General features: G+C 61.5%; 19 protein-coding genes. 13 read left to right on the forward strand and 6 right to left on the reverse strand.

Features of this window, described 5'->3' with window-relative positions; genetic code table 11:
- Positions 1-4: 4 nt before the first annotated feature.
- The 8 genes from eutC (at position 5) to M0814_RS24180 (ending at position 5787) form a co-directional block, all read left to right on the forward strand.
- A complete protein-coding gene (eutC, locus tag M0814_RS24145; protein WP_103483849.1) occupies positions 5-829 on the forward strand; it encodes an ethanolamine ammonia-lyase subunit EutC in 825 nt (274 codons plus the stop codon).
- 114 nt (positions 830-943) lie between these two features.
- The gene (locus tag M0814_RS24150) at positions 944-1405 is read left to right on the forward strand and encodes a GNAT family N-acetyltransferase (protein WP_003228592.1); all 462 of its coding nucleotides are present in this window, start codon (positions 944-946) and stop codon (positions 1403-1405) included.
- Between the two features lie 345 nt (positions 1406-1750).
- Positions 1751-2401: a DedA family protein gene (locus M0814_RS24155; protein WP_003228594.1), complete on the forward strand. Its 651-nt coding sequence runs from the start codon at positions 1751-1753 to the stop codon at positions 2399-2401.
- Positions 2402-2405: 4 nt separating this feature from the next.
- Complete coding sequence (locus tag M0814_RS24160) at positions 2406-3218, forward strand: zinc-dependent peptidase (protein WP_003228597.1); 813 nt, start codon at positions 2406-2408, stop codon at positions 3216-3218.
- A gap of 112 nt (positions 3219-3330) precedes the next feature.
- Positions 3331-3858 (forward strand): inorganic diphosphatase, encoded by a 528-nt coding sequence (ppa, locus tag M0814_RS24165; protein ID WP_003228599.1) that lies wholly within the window; start codon positions 3331-3333, stop codon positions 3856-3858.
- Positions 3859-4081: 223 nt separating this feature from the next.
- The gene (locus M0814_RS24170; RefSeq protein WP_003228601.1) at positions 4082-4828 is read left to right on the forward strand and encodes a S24 family peptidase; all 747 of its coding nucleotides are present in this window, start codon (positions 4082-4084) and stop codon (positions 4826-4828) included.
- Positions 4829-5261: 433 nt separating this feature from the next.
- Entirely contained in the window at positions 5262-5501 is a 240-nt protein-coding gene (locus tag M0814_RS24175) for a type II toxin-antitoxin system RelB/DinJ family antitoxin (RefSeq protein ID WP_103483850.1), read from the forward strand.
- A complete protein-coding gene (locus M0814_RS24180) occupies positions 5491-5787 on the forward strand; it encodes a type II toxin-antitoxin system RelE/ParE family toxin (RefSeq protein WP_103483851.1) in 297 nt (98 codons plus the stop codon). Before M0814_RS24175 ends, M0814_RS24180 begins: the two co-directional genes overlap by 11 nt.
- A 37-nt stretch (positions 5788-5824) precedes the next feature.
- On the opposite strand, the gene M0814_RS24185 is transcribed toward M0814_RS24180, so the two are convergent.
- The 6 genes from M0814_RS24185 to M0814_RS24210 are packed head-to-tail and all read right to left on the reverse strand — an operon-like array spanning position 5825 to position 16010.
- Positions 5825-6637, reverse strand: coding sequence for a DUF2135 domain-containing protein (locus M0814_RS24185; RefSeq protein ID WP_103483852.1), 813 nt, complete (start codon positions 6635-6637; stop codon positions 5825-5827).
- A 3-nt stretch (positions 6638-6640) separates the two neighbouring features.
- Positions 6641-8260: a DUF2300 domain-containing protein gene (locus M0814_RS24190; RefSeq protein ID WP_103483853.1), complete on the reverse strand. Its 1620-nt coding sequence runs from the start codon at positions 8258-8260 to the stop codon at positions 6641-6643.
- 1 nt (position 8261) lies between these two features.
- The gene (locus M0814_RS24195) at positions 8262-12836 is read right to left on the reverse strand and encodes an alpha-2-macroglobulin (RefSeq protein WP_103483854.1); all 4575 of its coding nucleotides are present in this window, start codon (positions 12834-12836) and stop codon (positions 8262-8264) included.
- Positions 12833-13483, reverse strand: a complete 651-nt coding sequence (locus M0814_RS24200) for a DUF1175 family protein (protein ID WP_003228618.1) — start codon at positions 13481-13483, stop codon at positions 12833-12835. Before M0814_RS24200 ends, M0814_RS24195 begins: the two co-directional genes overlap by 4 nt.
- Positions 13468-15180 (reverse strand): DUF2138 domain-containing protein, encoded by a 1713-nt coding sequence (locus M0814_RS24205; RefSeq protein WP_103483855.1) that lies wholly within the window; start codon positions 15178-15180, stop codon positions 13468-13470. The genes M0814_RS24200 and M0814_RS24205 overlap by 16 nt, the downstream gene beginning before the upstream one ends.
- Before the next feature lie 38 nt (positions 15181-15218).
- Positions 15219-16010, reverse strand: a complete 792-nt coding sequence (locus M0814_RS24210) for a DUF2135 domain-containing protein (protein ID WP_103483856.1) — start codon at positions 16008-16010, stop codon at positions 15219-15221.
- Between the two features lie 282 nt (positions 16011-16292).
- Between M0814_RS24210 and M0814_RS24215 the strand changes: the two genes are divergently transcribed.
- The 5 genes from M0814_RS24215 (at position 16293) to M0814_RS24235 (ending at position 22691) form a co-directional block, all read left to right on the forward strand.
- Positions 16293-17438: a Fic family protein gene (locus M0814_RS24215; protein ID WP_103483857.1), complete on the forward strand. Its 1146-nt coding sequence runs from the start codon at positions 16293-16295 to the stop codon at positions 17436-17438.
- 112 nt (positions 17439-17550) lie between these two features.
- Positions 17551-17793, forward strand: coding sequence for an exodeoxyribonuclease VII small subunit (locus tag M0814_RS24220; RefSeq protein ID WP_003228627.1), 243 nt, complete (start codon positions 17551-17553; stop codon positions 17791-17793).
- Positions 17790-18677: a (2E,6E)-farnesyl diphosphate synthase gene (gene ispA / locus M0814_RS24225; protein WP_103483858.1), complete on the forward strand. Its 888-nt coding sequence runs from the start codon at positions 17790-17792 to the stop codon at positions 18675-18677. Before M0814_RS24220 ends, ispA begins: the two co-directional genes overlap by 4 nt.
- 91 nt (positions 18678-18768) lie before the next feature.
- Positions 18769-20667 carry a 1-deoxy-D-xylulose-5-phosphate synthase gene (gene dxs / locus M0814_RS24230; RefSeq protein WP_103483859.1) on the forward strand — a complete coding sequence of 633 codons (1899 nt, stop codon included), beginning with the start codon at positions 18769-18771 and terminating at the stop codon, positions 20665-20667.
- Positions 20668-20807: 140 nt separating this feature from the next.
- Positions 20808-22691, forward strand: a complete 1884-nt coding sequence (locus tag M0814_RS24235) for a TonB-dependent receptor (protein ID WP_103483860.1) — start codon at positions 20808-20810, stop codon at positions 22689-22691.
- The last annotated feature ends 88 nt before the right edge of the window (positions 22692-22779 follow it).

Genomic DNA, 22779 nt, shown 5'->3' on the forward strand with positions numbered 1-22779 from the left:
TGTTATGGAAAAACCGCCTGTCGACCCGCAAAACCCATGGCTGGAACTGCGCCGCCTGACCCCGGCGCGCATCGCCCTCGGCCGCACCGGCACCAGCCTGCCGACCAGCGCGCAACTGGACTTCCAGTTTGCCCACGCTCAGGCACGGGATGCGGTGCATCTGCCGTTCGATCATGCCGGGCTCAGCGCGCAACTGCGCGAACGCGGGCGCGAGAGCCTGTTGCTGCACAGCGCGGCAACGGATCGCAACAGCTATCTGCAACGGCCGGATCTGGGGCGCAAGCTCAGCGACGCGTCGGCACAGACCCTGCGTGATTACACTGCGGCGCACCCTGGCGGCGTCGATCTGGCGATTGTGGTGGCGGATGGTCTGTCGGCGCTGGCGGTGCATCGGCATACCCTGCCGTTTCTCGGCCGTCTGGAGGAACAAATGGCCGCTGATGGCTGGTCCGTTGCCCCGGTGGTGCTGGTGGAACAGGGCCGCGTCGCCGTCGGTGACGAAATCGGCCAGTTGCTCGGCGCGAAAATGCTCGTAATGCTGATCGGAGAGCGTCCGGGCCTCAGCTCGCCCGACAGCCTGGGGTTATATTTCACCTACAATCCAAAGATCGGGCTGACCGATGCCTACCGCAATTGCATCTCCAACGTGCGGCTTGAAGGTTTGAGTTACGGGATGGCGGCACATCGCTTGCTGTATCTGATGCGCGAAGCCTGTCGGCGGCAGCTGTCGGGGGTCAATCTGAAGGACGAAGCACAGGTGCAGACGCTGGAGTCGGACGCCGGTGCGGACATGAAGGGAAACTTCCTACTTGATCCGCCCACAACCTGAACCGTTTCCGCATTGCGTTTCTGCGCTGCTTTAAGGCAGGATCGATGCACGGCCGCAGGGTTTCCCATCGCCGTCAGAGCAGTTGAAGACAGCCACTTGAAGACGAGACCTATCATGCGGATTATTCAAGCGACCCTCGAACACCTGGATTTGCTGACCCCGTTGTTCGTCAAATATCGCGAGTTCTACGGTTCCCTGCCTTACCCGGATTCCTCCCGCGCGTTTCTCGAAAAACGCCTGCGCCGCAAGGAATCGGTGATTTATCTGGCCCTGGCCGATGATGACGACAAGAAACTGATGGGTTTCTGTCAGCTGTATCCAAGCTTTTCCTCGCTGTCGCTCAAGCGCGTGTGGATCCTCAACGACATCTATGTCGCCGAAGACGCGCGCCGCCAACTGGTGGCCGACAACCTGATCCGCACCGCGAAGAAAATGGCAAAGGAAACCCAGGCCGTGCGCATGCGCGTTTCCACCAGCAGCAATAACGAAGTGGCGCAGAAGACCTACGAGTCGATTGGCTTCAAGGAAGACACCGAGTTCAAGAACTACGTGCTGCCGATCAGCGACGAGCTCTAGCACCATCAAGGGCCTGTTGTGGCGAGGGAGCTTGCTCCCGCCGGGCTGCGAAGCGGCCCCACCTCAGTCATCTCAACAGGTCAGGCAAATCAAGGCTTGGGAGTGCTCCGCCCTCCAGCGGGAGCAAGCTCCCTCGCCACACCCACCTTGCCGCCACCATCAATGCCTGCCTGACATTTGTTCACACCCCGACATCCCTCGCTACAAAACCAACGCGCTTTTCACCTCTCAGCCCGTATAATCCCGAGCTTTCCGGCTTGTAAGAAAAACTACACCCCGCTGTAGGCTTACACCCGAATCATCCGCACAGGCTTGCCGAGTCAGGCCATCACCACAGGTGCCCCCATGGATTTCAACCCGCTCGACCTTATCCTGCATCTCGACGTGTATCTCGATTTGCTGGTAACCAACTACGGGCCGTGGATCTACGCGATTCTGTTCGCTGTCATCTTCTGTGAAACCGGACTGGTGGTGATGCCGTTCCTGCCGGGCGATTCGCTGTTGTTCATCGCCGGTGCCGTTGCTGCGGGCGGTGGCATGGATCCGGTGCTGTTGGGCGGTCTGCTGATGCTCGCGGCGATCCTCGGCGACAGCACCAACTATGTGATTGGACGAACGGCAGGCGAAAAACTCTTCAGCAACCCGAATTCGAAAATCTTCCGTCGCGACTACCTGCAGAAAACCCACGATTTCTACGACAAGCACGGTGGTAAAACCGTGACTCTGGCGCGTTTCCTGCCAATCATCCGCACGTTTGCCCCGTTCGTCGCCGGCGTCGGGAAAATGCCGTACCCGCGCTTCTTCGCTTTCAGCGTGTTCGGCACCATCCTCTGGGTCGGCGGCCTGGTGACCCTGGGTTACTTCTTCGGCAACGTGCCGTTCATCAAGAAGAACCTGTCGCTGCTGGTGGTCGGCATCATCCTGCTGTCGCTGGTGCCGATGATCATCGGTGTGGTGCGCAGCCGTTTCGGCGGCGCCAAAGCCGAAACCCACTGATCCGATGTGGTCACTGAGCGCCTGGCGTCGCCGGCGCATTCTGGCCAGGCACCCGATTGCCGACGAGATGTGGCAACGGGTGCGTCATCACCTGAGCTTTCTCGACGGCATCAGCGCCGCCGAAGACCAGTGGCTGCGTGAAGCCAGCGTCCTGTTCCTCGAAGAAAAACACCTGACCGCCCTGCCCGGTGTCGAACTGCATCAGGAACAACGCCTGCTGCTCGCCGCCCAGGCCCAGTTGCCGTTGCTCAATCTGGGCGACTTGAACTGGTATCAGGGTTTCCACGAAATCGTCCTCTACCCCGATGACTTCCTCAGCCCGCAACGGCATCGCGATGCCAGCGGGGTCGAGCACGAGTGGGACGGCGAGCACAGCGGCGAAGCCTGGCAACAGGGGCCGATCATCCTCGCCTGGCCGGGCGTGATGGCCAGTGGTGGCTGGGAAGGCTACAACCTGGTGATCCACGAACTGGCGCACAAACTCGACATGCTCAATGGCGACGCCAACGGCCTGCCGCCGCTGCACGCCGACATGCGCGTCAGCGACTGGGCCGAGGTCATGCAACACGCTTACGATGACCTCAACCGCCAGCTCGACCGCAACCCCGATGCCGAAACCGCCATTGACCCCTACGCCGCCGAGAACCCGGCGGAATTCTTCGCGGTCACCAGCGAATACTTCTTCAGCGCCCCGGATCTGCTGCACGCGGCTTATCCACAGGTCTACTTGCAGCTGCAGCTTTTCTACCGGCAGGATCCGTTGGGCAGGCTGCGGCAACTTCAGGCCACAGACCCGGTCTATCAGGCGCACGAGTAAGCGCTGCACGACTTCTGGTACGTGGCGTCGGCTTAGGAATATGCCTATAATCGCCGCCACTTTTTGGTCAATCCGGCCAAGTGTTTTTGGTCAACTACGGGGGCAACGCCCAATGAGCTACAGCAAGATTCCGGCTGGCAAAGACCTGCCGAACGACATCTACGTCGCGATCGAGATCCCGGCCAACCACGCGCCGATCAAATACGAAATCGACAAAGACAGCGATTGCCTGTTCGTTGACCGTTTCATGGCCACCCCAATGTTCTACCCGGCCAACTACGGTTACATCCCGAACACCCTGGCTGACGACGGTGATCCCCTCGACGTGCTGGTTGTGACCCCTTACCCGGTTGCTCCAGGCTCGGTGATCCGCGCGCGTCCAGTCGGCATCCTGAACATGACCGACGACGGCGGCGGCGATGCCAAAGTCATCGCAGTCCCACACGACAAGCTGTCGCAGCTGTACGTCGACGTGAAGGAATACACCGACCTGCCACCGCTGCTGATCCAGCAGATCGAGCACTTCTTTGCAAATTACAAAGATCTCGAAAAAGGCAAATGGGTCAAGATCGAAGGCTGGGACGGCGCTGACGCCGCTCGCGCTGCGATCACCAAGTCGGTTGCTGCCTACAAGGGCTAAGCGCCTGCTTGCTGCATGACGCTTGAAGAAAACCCCGGTTGATCCGGGGTTTTTTGTGCCTGGGAAAAGTCGTCTTAAACAGCGTGTTTACGACGGACTACAGAAAAGTTTTAAGGCGTGTAATTTCCCACAAGCACGTCTTACATCCAGTCGCAAAATACAGCCGCTTTTTGAACACCCAGTTTATTCAAACCGCTCTAGCACGGCCGTAGACTCCGTGTTTATGAGAAAGAACACTAGCGGTCCAAGATTCAAGGCACTCCTGGAAGCAGCGAACATCACCACCACGGGATTCGCAAAGTTCTGGGGCACGGAAGCCCAAAATATTCATAACTGGTACACCCGGGGCGTCCCGGCGTATCGCATGGAGGAAGTCTCACGCCTGCTCTCGGTCAACAGCGACTGGCTGAAAACCGGCGAAGGCACCAAGGAGTCACCCCGCCTGCACACCCCTGCCAGCAACGGCGACATCTTTGACGCGCAGTCCGTCAACGGCGTCTATTCGATCATCGACCCCAACGACATCGAACTGCCGTTTTTCAAGGAAACACCGCTCAGCGCCGGAGCCGACAAAACCCACGTCATCCTCGACCCCGAACATACCGTCCGCCTGCCCCGCGCCCACCTCGCCCAACTGGAAATCCGCCCCGGCGACGCCATCTGCGCACACATGATCGGCAACAGCATGGCCGAGCGCATCGAAGACGGCTCGATCATCGGCATCGACCGCGGCCTGACCCAGGTGGTCGACGGCGAAATCTACGCCATCGAACACGACGGCATGCTGCGCATCAAATACCTGCACCGCATGCCCGGCAACGCCCTGCGCCTGCGCAGCCACAACAGCGCCGAATACCCGGACGAAATCTTTCGCGCGGCGCAGATCGATGAGCAGCGGATACATATTCTGGGCTGGGTATTCTGGTGGTCGACTCTGGGCAAACGCCGGCCGGTGGTGCCGTTTCTCTGATCCCTGACGAGCAGCATCCTCCCATGTAGGAGTGAGCCTGCTCGCGATGAGGCCCTGATAGTCGGTACAAATCGCGAATTTGTTCTACTGCGGTCGCTCTAAACCGCACGTCAGGCTGGGAATCCCCAACAAAACTCAGTATCCTGCGCCCCACATTTGCGCATCGCCCCGCTCCCGCGGCTCAGATGACGCCTGACGCGGCAGACCAACGTCTGACCAAGTCCCACAGCCGGACGCAGATCCGGGTGTACGTTTTGAAGGCTGGCGCGGTTTACCAAAAATAAACCAAGCCAGTCCCCGAGAAGCCGGCCACAAGCCGGCTTTTTAATGCCTGAAAGAAAGCCAGGCCTACCGTCTGAAACCTGAAATCCCATTTGCCTGGTTCGGTGCCCCTTGCTACCGTAACGACAAACGTCATTACAGGTATCGCATCATGGCCTCCATCAACATCCGCATTGATGATGAGCTGAAACAACGCTCCTTTGCCGAGCTGGAGAAGCTCGGCATCACACCTTCGGAGCTTCTGCGCCAAACACTTCAATACGTCGCTGAGCGGGGCAAACTGCCGTTCAAGACCGCACTGATCAGCGAAGAAGATGAAGCGCTCATTGCCGTAGTCAGCGAACGTCTCGCCTCACCTCAACGTGTCAAGGTAAGTCTGGATGACCTATAGCCTTGAATTCGATCGTCGTGCATTAAAAGAGTGGAACAAACTGGGCGATACGATTCGCCAGCAGTTCAAAAAGAAGCTCTCTGAGGTGTTAGAGAATCCTCGAGTAGAAGCCAATCGACTTCGCGAACTGCCGGATTGCTACAAAGTGAAGCTGAAAAGCGCTGGATATCGCTTGATCTACCAGGTGCTTGATCAAGAGATCGTGGTGTTTGTAGTCGCTATAGGGAAGCGAGAGCGAGAGGTTGCTTACGAGGTCGCGCAAGATCGGCTGTCGCCCCAGCCCTGAGCTTCTTTGAAATGGGCAGCAACCTGCTGCCCAATCCTCACGGATAACTGAACGACTTCACTAACGTCAACTCCCCCACCGCCCGCATCGGCACCACAAACGTCTCCATCTTCTCGCTCGGCGTACCTTCTTCGGTAATCACCGTCACCTGCGCCGTGGTCAACGGCTGCACCGCCTCTTCCCCACCCTCGTCATCCCCGCGATAGCCGCCACCAAAATAATTCACATACACCAGATACTGCCCTTTGATCGGTGCCGGCATGGCGAAGATTTCCGGGCCATAACCTGTGGTGACGTCGACGTCGAGCGTACCGCCGTTGGGCGCGACGCGGTCGCCGTACCAGATGTGCGCGCCGTCGGGGGTGATCAGGTGCAGGTCGAGGTCGGTGCCGTCGCTGTCCCACGACAGCAGCACGCGCAGTTTGGCCGGGGTGGCGCCGCCGCTGGCGTTGAGGAATTGGGTGCGATGGCGTTGCTGACCGTCAGGGCTGCGTACTTCGACGCTGTTGCTGCCGTTGGGGAAGGAGAACGGACGGTCAAAATGGCCGCTGTCGTCGATTTTCAGCGGCATGCTGACGCCGTTGACGATCAACCGGCCGGGATCCTTGCTCTTGGGGGTGGCTTTGATTTCACCGCTGATGCGTGCGGTGTTGGCTTGGCCGACCGGTGTATTGACCGAGGAGGCCGGGTAGTTGACGGTCTGGCGGAAGTTCTCGCCTTCGCCCTCGGGCGCGCCGGTGCGCCAGCCGCCGACCGGGGTGTCGAGTTTGACGCTGTCGGCGGCCATTGCCATCGGCAATGCATGGAACGCGCAGAGCAACAGCAAGACCTGTGGATAACGGAGTGTCATGGTCTATTCCAGCAAGAGGTGACGGGCGAGCCCTTCGATGTAGGTTTCATCCTGGCCATTGGGATGTGCCTCAAAGGCCAGGTGCAGGTATTCGTGAGTCAGGTCGAGGCGATCCTGCAGCGTCAGCACGCCGCGCACGTAAATACGTTGGCGTTCGCGATCGACAAAGGGGCGACCGAAAGCGAGTTTGCACACGGCGAAGGTGCTGACTTCGTTGTAGCCGGTTTCGCTTTCAAGCTTAGGACGCCAGCCACGACGCTGCTTTTGCAGCCAGTCTTGCGCGGCGGGCAGTGCTTCGCAGGAGGCGACCGGGTTGTCCCAGCGGCTGAGACTGGCGCGCGGGTAGGCGTGCAGCAGAATCGCATCGTAGCGCTGGCCGGCGTTGGCCTGTTCGACGGCTTGTTGCCAGGCAAGTTTGTCCGGGCCGGGTTGATCGGAGTGATAGGTGACGGTGCTGCCGGCCAGCACCAGATCCGCTGTCCACGCCGCGATGTTGCGCGACTCGGCGGAAGCCGGGCGTGGGGCGACGCGCTGACGGTTACTGCTGTCGTCGATACTCAGACAATCGCCATTGCGCGTGGCGTTTTGCAGCAAGTAGGTGCGGATCGCCACGGCCAGCGCCTTGGCGGCTTCGGCGGGTTCGGGTTTGGCTTCACGCTCAAGGACCCGGGCGACGTATTCTTCGCGATCGAGCCGTGCGACGAGTTTGTCGTTGAGCAGAAACAGTTCGCCGGCGCTGTGGATATCCAGCGCATTGCCATTGGCGAATTCGACGCGGTAGTCGCCCTGCAAAGGCCCGGAGCCAGCAACGCGTTCACCCGACAGGACTCGCAAAACCGGATAGCGCGAGAACAGTTCGACCTCAACACAACGCCCCGCCTCGGCCGGCCAGGTTGCTGGCAACACCGACGCCAACGCCTGCCCGTAATGGCGCAAAACCATCTGACTGGTGCCACGTCCACCGGCCCAGATCGGCGAGCCATCTGCCGTCCAACCGGCGAAACCGCCCTGTCGCGATTGCAGATCCTGATCGCCGAGCCAGCTCCAGGTTTTCACCCGCAGGCGACCACCGAGTTCGCCGACGACATTGCCATCCGCCGCATTCAGCACGACGTCGAGCAATACGCGGCGCATCTGCTCCTGCGCCGGCAGCACCGACAACACCTTCAGCAAGTCAGCCACCGAAACCCGGGTAGCCGGTTGCACGATTGGCAAATCCAGCAACCACGACGGTGCCTGCCGCGCCTGCCAATACGTGCGCCAATCGGCAGCAGCAATGCCCAATCGCGCCGGCTCAAAGTACAACCCGCAGGATTTGACCAACGCCTGATCGCGCTCGATCTTGCCGCCCGCCGAGCAGCAATAAACCTCTTCCTTGGATTGCCCGTGACATTCATACGCCGGCTCATGCGCACCGGTATCCACCAGCCACGCGTAGACGAACAATTTCCACAGGCTGCCCAGCGGCGTATCCAGCGTCGGCGGCAAGGGTTCGCGGGCGATCAGTTGCGTGTGATTCAACGACAGCAACTCGCCCTTGTACGCCAGCCGCAACGGCTCATCCTGCGCCGTCGCCAGCGCAGGCATCACACACATCAGCAGCCACAGCAGCGGCCGGTTCATGTCAGTTGACCGTGACCTGACCGAGGGCAGCTTGCGCTTCCTGGGCCTGATGCTGCGAGGCGTAGACCTGAGTGAAGCGCACCGGCGGCAGGTTGAACTGGCCCTTCTGCGAGAAGCGCACCAGATGGCGCAGACGCAATTCGCCGCTCAGCGCATCCACCGGCACCGCGTAAGCCAGTTGCCCCGGCTCGAAGCGTGCTTTCTCCAGCGCGGTCGGTTCGGTGCCGTCCTTGCCCTGCAACTTGATGCCCCAGGTGGTGCGCTCGACATCGGCGCCCGGTGGCAACGGCACCTCGAGCATGCCGTAGCGCAGCGGTTTCGGCGCCTTGCTGGTGAGGATCACTTCGTCCAGGTACAGGCTGTCGCTGGACAGCGGTTTGCTGCCGACCGGCTCCAGTTTGAAGGTGAAGACTTCGTCGCCCGGCACCAGTCGCGACAGGCGCCGGGTGATGGTCACGGCCATTGGATCGACCGCCGGTTGCCGGGTCTGGAAGCTCAGCGCCGCCCGCAGCGGACGCTCCTGAGTGCCGGACACCGACAACACGCTCGGCACCGGTGTCGCACCCTGCCACGTCCAGAACATCTCGCCGGTCGCGCCGTAGTTTTTCTTCCAGCCTTCACCCGGCATCAGCGCGATGGTCGGCGAGGCCTGGGCGATGCTGCGTTGCAACCAGCTCAGCGCCAGGGCGCGCTCGAGCGTCGATTGCTGTGGCAGCAGACGTTGCAGCAACGCCGTCGCACGGGCCTGATCGAACGCTTGCAGCGACAGGTTCAGCGCTTCGGCAAACGGCTGCGAACTGACCGCCAGACGCTGTTGCGCCGCGCCAACCTGACGATTGAATGCGTCCGGCAACGCGACTTTCGACTGCGTCGCCAGCGCCGCGGTCAACACCCGCGCCGCCGCCAGACCGAGCGCCGAATCCGGGTCGCTCATCACCAGGCTGTCTTCGCCGTCGTCCATCAGGGTTTCGGCATTGCCCTCACCGGCCTTGGCCAGATCGTCCATCAAACCGCTGAGCAGGGTATTCACCGGCAGGTGCATCTGCTTGGCGAACGACAGAATCAGTGCCCGCTGCAGCAGCGGCGTGTTCGGCGCTTGCTTGGCGTAAACCTCCAGCACGCGCTGCCAGTGTTCCGGCGGCAGGGTCAGTTCCAGCACCTGACTGGCGTTCCAGTCGGCGTAGTAGGCGTAGGCGGTGAGGAACGCGTCCGGCTCGCCGTCGAAGCCCCACCAGGTGAAGCTCGCCGACGGCCCGGCCATTTGCACCAGACGCAGACGGCTGTTCTGCATGATCAGGCGCAGGCGATCGCGGATCTGCGGGCTCGACGCCAGCGACGGATAAGCGATGCTCAGCGGCAGCAAACGGCTGGCCGTCTGCTCGACGCCGCCATACGGGTAGCTCAGCAGATCATCGAGTGCGGAACGGAACAGCGCTTGCGGACTGTCATCCAGACGCAGACGAATGTCAGTGGCGTCCGCCGGCAGGCTCAACGGAGTGTCGCCGCTGGCCACGTCGAGGCTCTGGGTTTGCGTGACTTGCCAGCCGTCACCGGTCGCGCTCAGGCGCACGGCCAGCGAGTCCGCGGTTTTGCCATCCTGCACCAGCTCGGCAGTCCACTCACCCGAGGCCAGGGCGAACGCCGGCAGAGGCACGTAGTTGATGCCGTTATTCAGGGTCAGCGGCAGGCGTTGTTCGGCGCCAGCGTAATGGGTGACCAGCTCAGCCTTGACCGGTTTTTCCGCCTGGCTGAAGGCGAACACACCGAGTTGCGGCTGATCGCCCTTGCGGAATTTGCTCGGCCCGCTCCATTTCAGGTACAGCGGTTTTTCCGAACGGACGAACTGCTTCTTCTGCCCGACCTGACCGTCATCGGCAATGGCGCGGGCGGTGATGCGCCAGCGGGTCAGCGAGTCCGGCATCTTGAAGGTGAACCGGGTTTTGCCGTCGGCACCGGTCAACAATTCCGGCTGCCAAGCAGCGGTGTCGACGTCTTCGCGACGCGGACGCTCCAGCACTTTCACCCCACGCTCGCTGCGGTTGGCCTTGCCCGGCGCGCCGGGGCTGCCCGGCAACGCCACGTCGTAACTGATGAACGACAGGCTGGCACTGGTGCGCACATTATTGCGGCGTGGGTGGTAGAAGAACTGGTCGATGGTCGGCGCGACTTCCGGTTGCAGCGCGTAGACCATTTCATCGACGACGCTGACGGTCAGATGCGCCGGGACCGCTTTGCCGGCGAACTGCGTGGTCAGGTCAACCGTTACCGTGTCGCCCGGCAGATACACCGCTTTGTCGGTGCTGATGGCCACGTCGATTTGCGGTGCGATCACTTTGATCCCGGCGTTCTGGAAGCTGTACTGCCCGCCCTTGGTGTACAGCACCGAGAAGGTCAGGTTCGGCGCAAAATTGTCCTTCACCGGAATGCGTGCGCGGTATTGGGTGTCGCTGAGTTTTTCCAGTTTCAGCCAGTCGCCGCCCTTGGCCAGCAGCGCGGTGGCTTCGACCTTGTCGCGCTCCAGCGACAGCAGAGCATCGCTGACAGGCTCCGGGAAGGTGATCAGCGCCAGGGCTTCATCGCCGGCTTTGTACTCAGGCTTGTCGAGGACGATTTCCACAGTGCCCGGCACCGCTTTGACGCCGTCACCAGTGACCGAATGGCCGGTGGCGCCGAGGACGCGACCGTGCTGATCCTTCAGCGTCAGGTTGTAAGTACCCGGACGCTCGAAGGCGATGCTGAAACCCTTGTCCGTCGCCGCAAGCTTGCCTTCAGCGGTGCTCTGGTCTTCCAGGCGCACCCAGCTGTAGCTGCTCGGGGTGACGGCTTTGCTCTGCTCGCTGCCACCTTCGTTGACGTAGCTGAACGCGACTTTGTCGTTGACCGCGCTGAAACGTTGCGGCGCGCTCAGACGGAAACTTGCGGCGCCACGGTCGATGAGGATTTCCTTGGTGGTCTTGACCCGATACGCCGCGCCGTCGCTGGCGAACACGGTGAGCATGTAGCGGCTCGGTTTGTCGGCGGCCGGCAGGTCGAGGGTCGCGTTGCCCTTGCTGTCAGTGGTCAGTTCGGTGCTGGTCAGTTCCACCGGGAATTGCCCAAGATATTGCAGCTCGTTGTCGACCATCGACAGTTGTTGGGCACGCAGACTCAGGGTCAATTTGGCGTTGGCCACCGGTTTGCCGTCCGGATACAGCAGCACCAGACTGCCCTTCACCGGCTCGCCGGTGCGGTAATCCTGCTTGGCCAGGTTCAGCGAAATCTCGAAGTGCGGCTTGATGTATTCAGCCACACGGAAGGCGCTGCTGTAGGCCTGATCCTTGTAGTTGAAGCGGATCTCGTAGCCACCGGCCACGGCGTTATCCGGCAACTGGAAACGGCCTTGAGTACCGGCCTTGGAATCGAGCTTCAGGTCGAGGTGTTGCAACTCGGTGCCGGTGGCATCCAGTACGCTGACCGTGACATCCGCCGCACCCGGCAATACCGAATCCCGCGCATTCTTGAACTCGCGACCGACGATTTTCAGCGACACCCAATCACCCGGGCGATACAGCGGTCGATCAGTGAACGCGTAGAGTTTGGTGTCGTAGATTTCGCTGTCGTAATAGAAGTTCTCGGAGACGAACACCCCGCCCTCTTCGTCCTCGCCGATCACGAACGAGCGCTCGGGGCTGACGTGTTTCAGACGCAGCAAACCATCGGCATCGGTGGCGCCGCTGCTCATCACGCCGAGGCCGTCAGTCCACAGCACATTGACCTTCGGCACCGAACTGCCTTCGTGTTTGCGCGCAGCCCAGACCAGCAATTCATCACCGGCAATCTTGCTCACCGCCACGGTGTTGGAGACGAAAACCATGGTGGTCGCGCGGTACTTGCCGATCAGCGCTTCGACCAGATACAGGCCCGGTTTCAGCTTGCCCAACGGGATGTACACGTTACCCGGTGCAACGCTGACGAACTCGCTGGACGACCCGGCCAGATTGACCCCGGCCGGCGGCTGGATCGGTTTGGCCTGCCACAGTGGATAACGGAACTGGCTGACCAGCGGCAGACCCGGAATCAACGCGAATTGCGGCTGTGCGTCGTACGGGGTCGGCGCGGCGATGGCGTTGCCCATCTTCAGTTCCGGCACTTCCTCGGTGACCTGCTTGCGCGATTCGTAGGAGAACGCACGCTGCATCACCCGTCGCGATTTGCGGTACCAGTTGTCCCACAGGTACGCGAGGGTGTTGGACAGGCCTTCGCCCTTGAACTGACCGTCGCTGACCACGCGGTGCAGGTTCTTCTGGCGCTTGAGGAAATCCAGCGGTTTGTCGATGCGGTACACGCGAATGTCGGCGCCGCCGTATGGTTCCATGCGGAAGCGGCGGTAGTCGCGACCGGGTGCTTCGAGACGGACCATCGCCTGCTCGTCCGCCGCGAAACTGCTGTCGGCCAGCAGGAAAAAGCTTTCACCAGAGACCGGCGTGTAGCCGCTCGGCTCCACTGAATCTTCAGCGTTGACGGTCGCCAGTGGCAGCAACAGCGCCAGCAGCAGGGGAATTCGAGCGCAGAGTCGCAGCATGCGGGCACCGGTCATTGGGAGAGAAAGTTCAGTCGATAGACGCCGATGAAGTTGGGGTTGGCTGCGTCGGGTATCCATCGGGTGTCCTTCCATGTCATGAGTTGCTGCAGGCTTGCCGAACGCATGCCGTTGTCAGTGGGGGTGGTCGTGCCGGTGTGATAGGCGATGTAACGGCCCATCCAGATCATCAGGTGCTGGTCGTCACCCTGATCGAAAAACATCAGGTCGCCGGGGCGTGCCTGGGACACGTCACGGCTGACCAGATGGCTGTTGAACTGAATCAGTTTGATCGCGTTGACGTACGGCCCGACCTTGCCGCCGCCCTGCTGCCATTGCTGGGCGAGCTTGCGCTGCTCATCGCTGAGCGTCAGCTCCGGGGGCAGGTAGCGATTGGACAGGCCATTGCTGCGCAGCCATTTGTCGTCGTGGACTTTCAACGCTTCGTTGGCAGCGAAACGCACCAGCCCCGCGCAGTCCTGCTGATACCAGCGCGGGCTCGGCCCCTGGCTCAGTTGCTCCTGAGCGATGCGCACGAACCAGGCGCGGAACACCTGGGACTGCGCCGGATCGAGTGCAGGCGCTTCGACGGCTCGGGCGCCGGCGCTGAGTAACAGCGCGAGCAGGCCGAGGCTGCGGATCAGTGTCGTCACAGCGCTTTCCATTCCAGCGGCAGCCATTGCCAGTGGCCGTCAGGCTCGCTGCCTTCGGGCAAGGTCAGCGCGTATTTGCCATAACCGCCGAGGGTGCGCAGTTTCGGGATCAGGTAGGTTTGCGCGGCGTTGTAGAACACCGGCTCCATGTCCTGCGGCAGGCTGTCGAGGGTTTCCTGCTGCATCAGTTGCGCCATCGCATCCGGACCGAAGTAGATCGGCATCAGCACGTCTTTGGGCAGCACGTCGGCCATCGGCGGGAAGCGTTTGTCGAGGGTGCCAATCGCCTTTTCCACCAGTTTGTCGTCGAGGGAAAACAGCAGGGTCGAGTTGTGACGCGCCATGCTGACTTTCATGAACGCCTTGCCGGTGATCGCGTCCGGGTTCTCGGCATCCTTGGCCGGGTACTGGCCAAAGTTCGAGCTGACCTGACGCTGCCACACGTGGCTCTGGCCTTCCTGCTTCTCGACCACCGGGAATGCGTGGTACTCAACGTTGTTTTCATACGCGCCGATCATCGAACTGAACAATGCACCCAGTTCACCGTCGATCCGGCCGGTGTCCTCGTTCTTCAGGCTCGCCACCAGCAACGGCGTGTACAGGCGTGAGTCGGCATACCAGCACAGCCCGGCGGCACCGGCGACGTGGGTGATCATGCGTCCGGCCACGGCCTCGTCGGCGCCGAGTTTCACCAGCAATGGTTTCTGCGGTTCGGCCGCCACCGGCAAGGTCACGCAGGCACTGGCGCCCAGCGGCATGGCTTGCCACACCGGTTTGAAATCGAAGTCCGGCTGATTGTCCAGTTCGTCCATGGCCAGAAAGCTGTGCCAGCCCTTGTCGTCCATGTCGAAACGCAGTCCGGCGAAGTTCGGGATGAAGCGCTGATACCCCATGGCAAGCACGCTGGAGCTCACCGACAGGCGCTGTTTGATTTCCGGCGCTTTCGTTGCCAAACCGAAGGCTTCGGGGAACAGTTTGTCGCCATTGAGCAACGCTGCCAGCGCTTGTGAAGACACGTGGCCCGACTCCTCCGAGGCGCCGTTGTCGGCGTCGTAGTATTTGGCCGGATTGGACAGCACTACCAGCTTGTCGCCGCGCGAAGCGAACAGCAGCGATTTGCTGGCGTTGTAGCTGAGCTGATAGAGCGTCACCTCGTCGCTGCCGACTTTCAGCGTGCCGAACTTGCTCAGTTGCGAGTCATCCAGCGCGACTTTCGCCAGCGGCTCCAGCAGTTTCGCCAGACCGCCGCGATCCATCACCAGCAGGAAATCCTTGAGTCGGCCATCGGCGCCGCGCCACAACGCGACATCGGCTGGCTGATCGAAAAGCTGCTCGATCAGGCTGTCCTGCAGCTTCAGGTCGTGCTCGTAAATGATCCGTCGCAGGCTGCCGATCAGGCCGAGGCGGTCACCGTGGGTTTCGTAATAGAAGACGAAATCTTCGGTGAGCGTGGCCTTGAGGAACGGCACCGTCAGCAGGTCCTTGGGCAACTGGCTCAGGGAGCGGGTTTCCAGCAGTGCGTCCGGGCGGCTCAGGCCGAGCTTGTCGCTGGCAAGTAGAGCCGCCGGCAACTTGGGCTTGTGCAGCAGCCAGCCGAGACCGCCCGCCACCCCGGCCACCAGGACCAGGCCAATCAGCAGCGCCGGCCAGCGCCGGGAAGGTTTGCCGGCAGGTGTCGGGACGGCCGGAGAAGCAGCGTTATCACTCATGTTCACAAAACCCGAAGTTCATCCGTGGAGCGGGATGCTTAATAGTTGAAAGTCTTGACCAGCAGCAGATCACCGATCGCCCGCAGGGGCACGATGAACGTTTCACGTTTTTCGTCGACCGTGTTTTCGTTGAGCACCAGCGTGATTTGCGAGGTGATGACCTCGTTCTGATTGCTGGCCTCCTCGAAGTTATAGCCGCCGTCGCCAAAGTTGCCCCAATAGTTGACGTAAACCAGATAGGTGCCATGCAGCGGCGCGGTCATGGTGAACATTTCCGGGCCGGGGCCATCGACGCCGTCCGGGTCCAGACCGCCGCCGTTGGTCAGCGCCGTGTGGGCGAAAAACGCGTGCTGACCGTCGGGCGTAATGATGTGCAGGTCGAGTTCGGCCTTGGGATCGTCCCAACCCAGCACCACACGGATTTTCGCCGGAGTGCGCAGGTTGTTCGCTTCGTAGAACTGCACGCGCTTGAGCGACTGGCCCTCGGCACTGCGCACTTCGACACTGTTGGAACCCGCGCCGAACGCATACGGCCGGGCAAATCGCCCGTCATCGTCGGTGTACAGATTCAGTGGGTTGCCATTGACCGCCAGCGTGTGCGGCCCGCGCTGATTGCCGATGGCCTTGAGCTGGCCCTGGATCATCGTGCGATTGCGCTGGATGCCACGGTCGATTGGCGGCGTCGGATAGGCGACTTGCGGGTTTTCACTGCGATCAAGCAGACCGTTGTAGCGCCAACCGCCCGACGGTTCCGACAGTTCGGCAGTCGGCGCCGCCAGCAGCGCAGGCGCGCAAGCCATGCCGATCAGCAACAAAAGAAATGAACGCATGTAGTGCCTCCTGCCATGCCTGAACGAAACCTTGCACCCGATCCTCGGTACTTCACAGCGGTGGAAACTGCGTTTCGTCTGAAAGACCCCGTGACTAGCGGGTCGTAGAAGGCGCGAAGATTAGCGATTCGGCAGTTTTTTAACAATCGGATACATCTGGATTTGCTGTGGGATTCACGCCGTACGGGTGGACTGTGAGCCGAATAGCCGTCATATTCGGCTCACTAAATGAGCCGAATAGCATTTCTATTCGGCTCACGCCCCTATTACAGGCAGTAACCGATGACCACTCAATGGATCTGGCAGCAGCCGGATTGGCCCGACTTCAACTGGCAGGCAGAACGTCTGGCGCCGCTGCTGCGTGAATGCGTTCAGGCACAAGGTCAGTTGATGGGCATGGCCGGATCCGTGGGCAACTCCCTGAGCGCTCAGACCGAACTCGACGCACTGCTGCAAAACATCGTGACCTCTTCGGCCATTGAGGGTGAGCAGTTGAATGTCGGCTCGGTGCGCTCGTCATTGGCTCGACGCCTGGGGCTGGAGTTGCCCGATAGCGATAAAGTCAGTCAACGAAGCGAAGGCTTGGCACAACTGATGCTCGACGCCACGCGACGCTTCGCCGAACCACTGACTCTGGATCGACTGCTGGAATGGCATCGATGGTTGTTTCCGGATCAGGAAAGCGACTTCAGCGCACGATCAATGCATGTCGGTGCGCTTCGCGGCGAGGAGCCGATGCAGGTAGTTTCCGGTCGTCTCGACCGGCCCACTGTGCATTTCGAGGCCCCTCCGCGCCAAGGTCTCGAGCGGCAGGTGGATAAATTTCTCGCCTGGTTCGAGGCCAGCCAGCATCAAACAGCGCTTGATCCTTTGCTACGTGCCGGCATCGCGCATTTCTGGTTTGTCACGCTGCATCCGTTTGATGACGGCAATGGTCGCCTTACTCGCACCCTTACCGATCTGGCGCTGGCGCAAGGTGAAGCCCAGGCGATCCGCTTTTACGCGATGTCGGCCAGCATTCTGGATGACCGCAACGGCTACTACCGAGTGCTCGAGGCCAGCCAAAAGGCCACGCTGGACGTCACCCAATGGCTCACCTGGTTTCTGCAGACTCTTTTACGCAGTCTGCAGCAAGCCATCGCACGGATCGAAAGCGTGCTGGGCAAAACACGCTTCTGGCAGGCACACCGTGAATCCGAACTGTCGGTGGAACAGAGTAAAGTGCTCAATCGCCTGCTCGACGGTGGAGAACGAGGTTTCGAGCACGGCATCAGCGCGGCACAGTATCAGGCGGTGGCCAAGGTCTCGAAAGCCACGGCAACACGCCATCTGGCGGAACTGCTGGAAAAGGGCTGCCTGCAAAGAATGCCGGGGGGGGGACGGAGTACCCGCTACAAAATCAATTACCCGGGCGATTCCTCAAACTGACCACTGGCATCTGTAGTGAGGGGATAAGGGTCTGCCGCGCGCCGCTCATTTGCCCATAAACCCCCTATCTGCTAGTGTCGCGCCGGTTTAACGTCAACCGGAAATCGCCGCCATGGCCCGCAAAAAAGCTGCACTGGATTTCGAACAGTCCCTCGCCGACCTGCAAACACTGGTCGAGCGTCTGGAGAACGGTGAATTGTCGCTGGAAGACTCGCTGACCGCTTTCGAGCAGGGCATCGGCCTGACCCGTGACTGCCAGGCAGCGCTGGCCCAGGCCGAGCAGAAGGTGCAAGTGCTGCTGGAGCGCGATGGCGAACTCGCCGAGGAACCCTTCGACGCGGAACAGCCAGAATGATTGCGGCGTATTCGGCGACCAGTCAGGCGCGGGTCAATGCGGCACTGGAAATCCTCTTCAAGGCTCCGCTGCCGGAACTGTCGCGCCTGTATGAGGCGATGCACTACAGCGTGATGATCGGCGGCAAACGCGTGCGCCCGCTGCTGGCCTACGCCGCGTGCGAAGCGCTCGGTGGCAAGGCTGAGCAAGCCAACGGCGCGGCCTGCGCGGTGGAGCTGATCCACGCCTATTCGCTGGTGCACGACGATTTACCGGCGATGGACGACGACGATCTGCGTCGCGGCCAGCCCACCACCCACAAGAAATTCGACGAAGCCTGTGCGATTCTCGCCGGTGACGGCTTGCAGAGCCTGGCCTTCAGCGCCCTGCTCGACCCGCGCCTGAGCAGCCTCGACGCTGACATCCGTCTGCTACAGGTCACGGCGCTGGCGCATGCGGCAGGCCCGGCGGGCATGGTCGGCGGTCAGGCCATCGACCTCGGTTCGGTCGGTCTGAAGCTGGATCAGCAAGCACTGGAGCAGATGCACCGGCACAAGACCGGCGCGCTGATCGAAGTCAGCGTCAAACTCGGCGCCCTGGCCAGCGGCCGTGCCGAGCAGGATGAACTCAAAGCCCTGCAGACTTATGCACAGGCCATCGGTCTGGCCTTCCAGGTACAGGACGACATTCTCGACGTCGAAAGCGATACCGAAACCCTCGGTAAACGCCAGGGCGCCGACATCGCCCGCGACAAACCGACCTACCCGGCCTTGCTGGGGCTGGACGCGGCCAAGGTCTACGCCCTGGAACTGCGCGATCAGGCACTGCACGCGCTGCGACCGTTTGACGCGGCAGCCGAGCCTTTGCGCGACCTGGCCCGGTATATCGTCGAGCGGCGTAACTGAACGCCAACCTGCCAAAAAAGACCAACGCGTGGGCAGGGGGCGATGCATCAGGTAAACTGCCGCATCTTTTATACCTATAACGATTCGCCTGATGCCCACGACGTTTCATGAGATTCCCCGCAAGCGCCCGACCACGCCCCTGCTCGACCGCGCGAACACGCCGGACGGCCTGCGCCGGTTAGGCGAAGCCGAGCTGGAAACCCTGGCCGATGAGTTGCGCCTGGAATTGCTCTACACGGTCGGCCAGACCGGTGGGCATTTCGGTGCCGGCCTGGGCGTCATCGAGCTGACCATCGCGTTGCATTACGTCTTCGACACCCCGGATGACCGGCTGGTGTGGGACGTCGGTCATCAGGCGTATCCGCACAAGATCCTCACCGGTCGCCGCCAGCGCATGGAAACCCTGCGCCAGAAGGACGGCATCGCCGCTTTCCCGCGTCGCGCCGAGAGCGAGTACGACACCTTTGGCGTCGGCCACTCCAGCACCTCGATCAGCGCCGCGCTGGGCATGGCCATTGCCGCCCGCCTGCAAAACAGCGATCGCAAGGCGATTGCGGTGATCGGTGACGGCGCGCTGACCGCCGGCATGGCCTTCGAGGCGCTGAACCATGCGCCGGAAGTCAACGCCAACATGCTGGTGATCCTCAACGACAACGACATGTCGATCTCGCGCAACGTCGGTGGTCTGTCGAATTATCTGGCGAAGATCCTTTCCAGCCGCACTTACGCGAGCATGCGTGAGGGCAGCAAGAAAGTCCTGTCGCGCCTGCCCGGCGCCTGGGAAATCGCCCGTCGCACCGAAGAATACGCCAAAGGCATGCTGGTTCCCGGCACCCTGTTCGAAGAGCTGGGCTGGAACTACATCGGCCCGATCGACGGCCACGACCTGCCAACCCTGATCGCTACCCTGCGCAACATGCGCGATCTGAAAGGCCCGCAGTTCCTGCACATCGTCACCAAGAAAGGCAAAGGCTTCGCCCCGGCGGAAGTCGACCCGATCGGTTACCACGCGATCACCAAGCTCGAACCGCTCGACGCTCCGGCCGCTGCGCCGAAAAAGGCTGGCGGGCCAAAGTATTCGGCGGTGTTCGGCGAATGGCTGTGCGACATGGCGGCGGCTGATCCGCGACTGGTCGGCATCACCCCGGCGATGAAGGAAGGTTCAGACCTGGTGGCGTTCAGCGAACGTTTCCCGTTGCGCTACTTCGACGTGGCGATTGCCGAACAGCACGCGGTGACGTTCGCCGCCGGCATGGCCTGCGAAGGTGCCAAGCCTGTGGTGGCGATCTACTCGACGTTCCTGCAACGCGGCTATGACCAGTTGGTGCATGACGTCGCGGTGCAAAACCTCGACGTGCTGTTCGCCATCGACCGCGCCGGTCTGGTGGGCGAAGACGGCCCGACCCACGCCGGCAGCTTCGATCTGTCCTACCTGCGCTGCATCCCGGGCATGGTCATCATGACCCCGAGCGATGAAAACGAATTGCGCAAGATGCTCACCACCGGCCACCTGTACAACGGCCCGGCGGCAGTGCGCTACCCGCGCGGCACTGGCCCGAACGCGACCATCGACAAGGATCTGGAGCCGATCGAAATCGGCAAGGGCATCGTCCGTCGCCAGGGCAGCGAAGTCGCCCTGCTGGTGTTCGGCGTGCAACTGAGCGAAGCGCTGAAAGTCGCCGAGAAGCTGGATGCAACCGTGGTCGACATGCGCTTCGTCAAGCCGCTGGATGAGGCACTGGTGCGCGAAATCGCCGGCAACCACGAGTTGCTGGTGACGATCGAAGAGAACGCGGTCATGGGCGGTGCCGGTGGCGCGGTCAGCGAATTCCTGGCGCGCGAGAACATCCTCAAGTCGATGCTGCATCTGGGCTTGCCGGACATCTACGTCGAGCACGCCAAACCCGCGCAGATGCTGGCCGAGTGCGGGCTGGACGAAGCGGGAATCGAAGCTTCGATTCGTGAGCGTCTGGCTTTACTCGACAAATAAACGCAATACCCATGTGGGAGCGGGCTTGCTCGCGAAGGCGCCGGTTCAGTCGATGATGAGTTGACTGAACCGGCGCCTTCGCGAGCAAACCCGCTCCCACATTTGATTTGTGTACATCAGAAATACCCAATGGATCACCGATGAACCTCTCGCGCCTCGCCCTGCCCCTCCTCCTGCTGCCAGCCGCCAGTGCCTTCGCCGACACCTTCGAACGCGACGAAGCCCTGAAACTGCCGGACACGCTGATCAGCGCCAACCGCCAGGTCGAAGCGCGCAACGACAGCAGCGCCGCCAACACCGTGTTCACCCGCGAAGACATCGACCGCCTGCAACCGAGCAGCGTCACCGACCTGCTGCAACGGGTGCCGGGCGTGCAGGTGGCGCAGGCCGGTGGGCGCGGCAGCCTGCCGGGGATCTACATTCGCGGCACGCAATCTGCGCAGAGTCTAGTGCTGGTCGACGGCCAGCGCATCGGCAGCTCGACCTCCGGCGACAGCAACCTGCAGCACCTGAACATCGACCAGATCGAACGCGTGGAAGTGCTGCGCGGTTCGCGTTCGGTGATCTACGGTAGCGATGCGATTGGCGGGGTGATCCAGATCTTCACCCGGCGCGGTAACCAGCAAGGTTTACAGCCTCGCTTGCACGTCGGTTTCGGCAGCAACCAGACCTGGGAACGCAGTCTCGGCCTGTCGGGTGGCGACGAGAAAACCCGCTTCAACCTGGGTGCCAGCCTCGATGACACTGCCGGTATCGACCGTACGCACGAGTCCTACCCCAGCGACGGCGATCACGATGCGTACCGCAATCAATCCGTCAGCCTGAGTCTCAGCCATGCGCTGACCGATGACATCGAAGTCGGCGCCAACCTGCTGGATAACCGCGGCAAAAGCGAGTTCGACAACCCGTTCGGGCGCTTCGATACGACCACTTTCGAGTCGGTGCAACAGCAGCCCTACAGCGACTTCAACGTCAGCAGTGTCAGCAGCTACGTCGATGCCCGGATCAACGAAATCTGGAAAACCCGCGTCGAATTCGGTCACACCGAAAACCGCGAAAATACCCTCGACAAACTCAGCGACGAGCGCACGGTGTTCAACACCTATCGCGATTCGGTGAACTGGCAGAACGACCTGACTCTGGATGCGCGCAACAGCCTGATCCTCGGCGGCGACTGGTACGAAGACCGGGTCAACAGCAGCACCGCGTTCGACGAGGACAGCCGCTGGAACCGCGCGGCGTTCATCCAGCATCGCTATCAGGCCGACAGCTTCTCCACGGAGCTGGGCCTGCGCCACGACGACAACCAGCAGTTCGGCAGCCAGAACACCTGGAGCGGCACCTTTACCCTGCCGCTGAACCCGGACAACGATCTGCTGCTGAGCTACAGCGAAGGCTTCCGCGCGCCGACCTTCAACGACCTGTACTACCCGGATTTCAGCAACCCGAACCTGAAACCGGAAACCTCGAAAAGCTACGAGCTGCAATGGCGCAGCCAGTTGAGCGATTCCAGTCGTCTGGAAACTTCGATTTACCGCACAGACCTGGAAGACGCGATCATCTTCGGCAGCAACTCACGCCCGGAGAACGTGGCCTCGGCACGGATCAACGGTTTCGAAGCGGCATTGAAGCAGGAGCTGTTCGGCTGGCAGAGCAATCTCGGCGTGGCGATCATCGATCCGCGTGATCGCGATACCGGGCACACCTTGGCCCGCCGCGCACGGCGCACGATGAGTTGGGATCTGGATCGACAGTTTGATCGACTGGGTCTGGGCGCCAGTTGGCAGGCGGTAAGCAGTAGCTACGACGACAAGGACAACACCCAGTCACTGGGCGGCTACGGCTTGATCGGATTGCGCAGCAGTTGGGCACTGAACCGTGAGATCAAACTGGATATGAAGGTCGAGAACCTGTTCGATAAAGGCTATAGCCGCGCGCTCTACAGCTATGACGGCAGCCAGTATGGCTATCGCGAGGAAGGTCGGGCCTGGGTGTTTGGGGTGACCTGGACGCCGGAGCTCTGATCCGGAATTTGCGCTGCTTCGACTGGCCTCTTCGCGAGCAAGCCCGCTCCCACAGGGGGAACGCATTCCAAATGTGGGAGCGGGCTTG

It is taken from the genome of Pseudomonas sp. MWU12-2020, from assembly GCF_023100605.1.
GTDB lineage: Bacteria > Pseudomonadota > Gammaproteobacteria > Pseudomonadales > Pseudomonadaceae > Aquipseudomonas > Aquipseudomonas fluorescens_H.